Raw genomic sequence first — 5069 nt, 5'->3', positions numbered from 1 at the left:
TGGGGGGCGTTACGCTCAGAAAACAGCCTAAAAATCTTATACAATATCGCGATAACTATGAAATGGTAATCCCGTCCGTCGCTTGATATCCATTACTGATTTATATTCCCCTTTTCGCCGCCTTTCTTCAAAGATTTTTTGGGCAACTGCTGGTTCAATACCGCAATCAATTAGTTCTTCTCCTGAAAGTATATTTAAGCGCTTCCAAGTTAAATGGGCTTCTTTTTTATAATCATAGCTAAATGTCACCATTGGCGCGATCCGTTTCACCTGACTCTCTGGAATTCCGGCGATTTCTGATAGTTCCTCTAAATGGGTAAAAATATATCCTTCATTCTGCAATGATTCTATGTCGTTCGCGTAGACAATCGGCAATCCCAAAACGTTGACAATATCGTTTTTGGAACAATCGTTAATATCTATTTTACCACGAATATTCGCAATCAATGTTGCAGTATTTTCATCTTGAGGAATTAGCAAATTTCTGGGAGAAGTCTTGATCAGATAGCGCTTTTTTAAAGAGAAGGCAGTGACAATTTGAGCCAGCCATAGGATCGCTGATAGATTGGTTGAAGATAATGCTAATGCTGCGATCGTCAAAGCTACACCACCAGCAACCCAGCTAGGAGTGTTAGATTTTTGACCTGCATAGGCGATCGCGAGTCCTCCGAAACCGGGGAAAAAAGACCACCAAACCCACTTCGGCACTTGCTGTAACAAGGAATCTTGCGACACTTTCAATCCACCTTTAACAACTTTTAGTTTTATAGCAAACGCTAAGACGGTTAGAACACTCGATCGTAGCTGAAATCATCGATTCTATTTCCCTCTTCCCCTGACTCTCTAGCCCTCTTACCCTCTTACCCTCTTACCCTAGCCCCTTCTTACAAATCTTTCAAAAGTTTTTGGCGTTTCTCTTCATATTCTTCTGCTGTGATCGCACCCATATCATAAAGTTTTTTCAGGTCTGCTAAAGCACCAGTTACATCTTTAGCCGATCTTAATGAGTTCCCACCCCCTGGCAAGCTGCCGCCGTTATATTTAGCCTGAAATGCTTGATCTGACATTAAAACTAAGCCGATAAAGTCAAAAAATGCGATAATTGCTGGGATGAATGTCCAACAAAAAAGCAAGTACAATACTCCCGCAAAGTTGTACCCTAAATAAAATTTATGAATTCCTATTCCCCCTAAAAAGAAAGTTAGTAAAATCGCTACACTTTTATCTTTCATCGTTTTTACCTCTTGCCTCACATTTTAACATTCAAGTTAGGTAACAGTACGGATTTTAGTTGGGACTATCCCATTTTTGCAAATATTATGTATAGGCGTAAGCGATTCCGGTAGTAAATCTTTGACGATCGCCAATAAATTATCGACGGTCATGCTTCGCCATTACTACTTTAACGTTTCTTGCTTCTGGCTAGTTTTGACATCAAAAAATATATTAAAACTATACCAGCTTGAGCTTCAAGCAGCACCAAGTAGCCTTTCAAGAAATAATTGAGGTCGCTGGCTGAGTTTAAAGAGAATACTACAATGCCTAATGCTGCGTATGGCAACAGACGCATCCAAGTGGATTTTCCTTCAAACTTGTGACTATCTACATTACTCATGATTTTGCCGTCTCATCCTTACTAAAATTTACACAAAAATTAGCAAGAGGTCAAGTTGCTGAACAGTTGCAGCTACACTTTTAGCATAGGTTTTTCGGAAAAAACGCAAAAGTTTACATTTATTCCCTTAGTCTAACTCTTGTGATTCAAGTTGTGCCGCTACCCAAGATAAATAAGCTGAGGAGAGTGCCGCTATTCCACAGGCTGTGAAGTAACATGGGAGCTAGGAGGTTGCGCGATCGCGTGTAAACAAACCCCAAAATCATGCCCAAAGTTGCCAACGGTAGAACTTCCGAAGCATTCAAGTGCGCGATCGCAAACACGAATCCGCTAAGGGCGATCGCGCCCCAAATAGGCAAGTAGCGAGTCAGAGAAGGCAGCAGAAACCCTCGAAAGATGATTTCCTCAAAAAGTGGGGCCGCGATCGATGCCGTAGCGAAAAACACCGCTAAAGCTATCCCGTCTTTACTTTCCAATGCGATCGGTAAAATCGGATTACTCCCACCTTTACCTTGCCATATTTGCTGATTAATTAGGGATACCAAAATCACCAACGGCAGCGCGACAAAATAGCCTCCTAAACCCCACAAAAACCAACTTCCTCCTAATTTAACTCGAAACCAACCTTCTGGTAAGGGCAAAAAGGGTTTGATACAGAGGAAAAGTACCGAAATTCCTCCAGTAGCTAACAATACATAATTAGCAAGAATATAAAAAGCCTTAGTGCGGGCATCAAAGGTAGTAGGATTAAGTTGAAGGAATGCTAAGGCTAAGGGTACTAACAAGGGGATTAAGATTTGCCCCACAAAGAAAAAGCCGAAAACGAGAACTTCCCAAATAGTTTCCCCATCCCAAGGCGTATCCCAAGCTAGATTCCCATTTCGTAAAAGAATCGGGCCAGAAGCAGAATTTGCCGGATCTGACTGTTTTCGAGACACCAACCATTGAATACCTAAAAATACCAGCAACCCGATACCGATTAAAAATCCCAACCCTGGAATACCAGTTACAATTGCTAATTTTCCTACAGCTTGTTGAGCGATAAATTGCTCAGATGCTTGTAGCGATCGCAACTCCTGGGAACGTTCCTGCAATTGATATAATTGACTCAGCGATCTGTAGCGAAACCAGCCATCTAAATGCTTTTGAATTTGCGGCTGTGCATCGGGTAATAATTGAGCTGGGTTACTCCAAAGACCTGCTAAAATTTTAGCAGTTTCCACTGACTCATCGGCAGAAATCTGGTCACTTTTTCCCTTAATTACATCTTCCCAAGTTTTGAGAGCGGCATCCGTTATTCCATTTTGTACCTGCAATAATCCTAATCTTACGCCAAGTTCAGCACTCAATCGCTTTAAGCTATTAATCTCAGCTTGTAACTGTTGGCGGTTAGCTAGCTGTAATTCGGGATTAGCAAACTCCTGCAATTTCTTTTCCAGACTGGTTTTAGCAGATTGCTGAGCTTCTTGATATTGCTTCAAAGCTGCTTTAAAAGGTTCCTCGCCGATCAGAGTTGTGCGGGCATTACTTAGATTAGAACTAGAGCTATTTTCTCCTTGCCACTCCGCAGCGTGGAGCAGTAAGTTAGTCTGGTATAGTTCAAGTCGGCTTTGAATTTGTGGCTGATTCCAGCTTTGGAGCAAAGATAGACCGACCAGAGCGATCGCCCCTACGGTTAAAATTACTAAAATCAACCGTTTCACTGTTTCTAAAATCGACCGCTTTTCTGTCATCGGATTCTCCAGCTTGCCTCTGTTAACCGTATTTCAGCACAAAATCTGCCTGAAAATACCTAATTTATTGAATTATCGCGCAACCCATCCCCACCCATCAGTGGTAAAAAAACTAAAAAATCGTCCCCTCAACAGGTAAAATCTGGTATAGAATTATTTCCCCGTCCCAGCCGCTCACTTGGAGGATGAACCCTGAGTACCCGCGTAATCCTAGTCCGTCACGGCCAAAGCAGCTTCAACAAAGAGCGTCGCATCCAAGGCCGCCTCGATAAATCCGTATTGACAGAGAAAGGCTGCACCGCCGCCACTCAAGTAGGCGCTATGCTGGGATCTATCGCCTTTGAAAGTGCCTATTGCAGCCCCCTGCAACGGGCAAAACAAACAGCCGAAATCATCCTCTCCAGTATTAAAAATCCCCCACCTTTGCAGGCGACAAATCAACTCATGGAGATCGATTTGCCCCTGTGGGAAGGAATGCTACGCTCAGAGGTACTAGAAAAATTCCCAGAAAACTACCGCTGCTGGCAAGAACAATCCGACAAATTTTGCATGGCGGTACTCTCGAATGAGTCAGAAGTCCAACACTTTCCCGTATTAGCAATCTTTGAGAATGCCCGCCACTTTTGGCAAGATGTTCTGCCCCGCCACAGCGGAGGTACAATTCTAGTAGTAGCCCACAATGGTATTAACCGCGCTTTAATCGGTAGTGCGATCGGCATTCCCCCTGCTTACTACCATTCCATCCAGCAATCCAATTGCGGTATCACCGTCCTAAATTTTCCATCTCTGTTAGCCACCTCTTCCGAAGTTGGAGGGGATATGGGCGCAGTCCAGCTAGAATCAATGAATCTTACCTCCCATGTTGGCGAAATTTTCCCTAAACCAAGGGAAGGCCATCGCGGGCCGCGTTTGTTGCTAGTGCGTCACGGCGAAACCGACTGGAATAAAGCTGGCAAATTTCAAGGGCAAATTGATGTTCCTCTCAATGACAATGGTAGAGAACAGTCACGGCGGGCTGCTGAGTTTCTCAAAGAGGTTAAACTAGATTTTGCCATTAGTAGTTCCATGCTGCGCCCGAAGGAAACCGCTGAGATTATCCTGCAACATCACCCAGAGGTAGAATTGCAGCTAAATAATGAACTCAGAGAAATTAGTCATGGACTTTGGGAAGGAAAGTTTGAAAGTGAAATTGAGCAATCGTATCCCGGCCTCTTAGATGAGTGGAAAACGGCTCCCCAAAATGTGCAAATGCCAGAAGGAGAAAATTTGCAGGAAGTCTGGGAAAGAGCGATTGTAGCTTGGAAAAATATCGTTGCCTCTGCTTCTGGTACTGGCATTGTTGTCGCCCACGATGCGATTAATAAGGCTATTCTCTGTCATTTGTTCGGCTTAGAACCGGAGCATTTTTGGAAGTTTAAACAGGGAAATGGGGCCGTCACTGTAATTGATTATCCCAATGGCCCAGAGGGTCTACCGGTGTTGCAAGCGATGAATATTACTACTCACTTGTCAGGAGGTATCCTTGACAAAACTGCCGCAGGAGCTCTGTAAATTATAGCTAGGGGCTAGGGGCTAGGGAAGAGGGAAAAGTCTATTGGGCGATTGAAATCGCGGCTACACGAACAAAGTCCGCCTGCGCGGACTGTAGAAAGAATTGTAACCCGCCTAGGCGGGTTTCGTCTGTGTAGATGCGGTTTCAACCGCTTTCAGCGGTTAGGGGC

5 protein-coding genes are annotated in these 5069 nt (G+C 43.9%); 1 reads left to right on the top strand and 4 read right to left on the bottom strand.

Annotated features, from left to right (window positions below; all coding sequences use genetic code 11):
• Positions 1 to 36: 36 nt before the first annotated feature.
• The 4 genes from PN499_RS02965 to PN499_RS02950 form a co-directional block, all read right to left on the bottom strand.
• Positions 37 to 735: a helix-hairpin-helix domain-containing protein gene (locus PN499_RS02965; RefSeq protein ID WP_272030201.1), complete on the bottom strand. Its 699-nt coding sequence runs from the start codon at positions 733 to 735 to the stop codon at positions 37 to 39.
• Between the two features lie 149 nt (positions 736 to 884).
• Positions 885 to 1232 (bottom strand): NINE protein, encoded by a 348-nt coding sequence (locus PN499_RS02960; protein ID WP_272030200.1) that lies wholly within the window; start codon positions 1230 to 1232, stop codon positions 885 to 887.
• 170 nt (positions 1233 to 1402) lie between these two features.
• Positions 1403 to 1615, bottom strand: coding sequence for a hypothetical protein (locus tag PN499_RS02955; RefSeq protein ID WP_272030199.1), 213 nt, complete (start codon positions 1613 to 1615; stop codon positions 1403 to 1405).
• Positions 1616 to 1761: 146 nt separating this feature from the next.
• Complete coding sequence (locus PN499_RS02950; RefSeq protein ID WP_272030198.1) at positions 1762 to 3348, bottom strand: CPBP family intramembrane glutamic endopeptidase; 1587 nt, start codon at positions 3346 to 3348, stop codon at positions 1762 to 1764.
• Between the two features lie 192 nt (positions 3349 to 3540).
• On the opposite strand from PN499_RS02950, the gene PN499_RS02945 reads away from it, so the two are divergent.
• Complete coding sequence (locus PN499_RS02945; RefSeq protein WP_272030202.1) at positions 3541 to 4899, top strand: histidine phosphatase family protein; 1359 nt, start codon at positions 3541 to 3543, stop codon at positions 4897 to 4899.
• Positions 4900 to 5069 lie beyond the last annotated feature (170 nt).

The sequence above is a fragment of the Kamptonema animale CS-326 genome (assembly GCF_028330895.1).
Lineage (GTDB): Bacteria > Cyanobacteriota > Cyanobacteriia > Cyanobacteriales > Microcoleaceae > Kamptonema > Kamptonema formosum.
The sequence above is the reverse complement of the archived record's forward strand: the minus strand, read 5'-3'. Positions and strand labels throughout refer to the sequence as shown.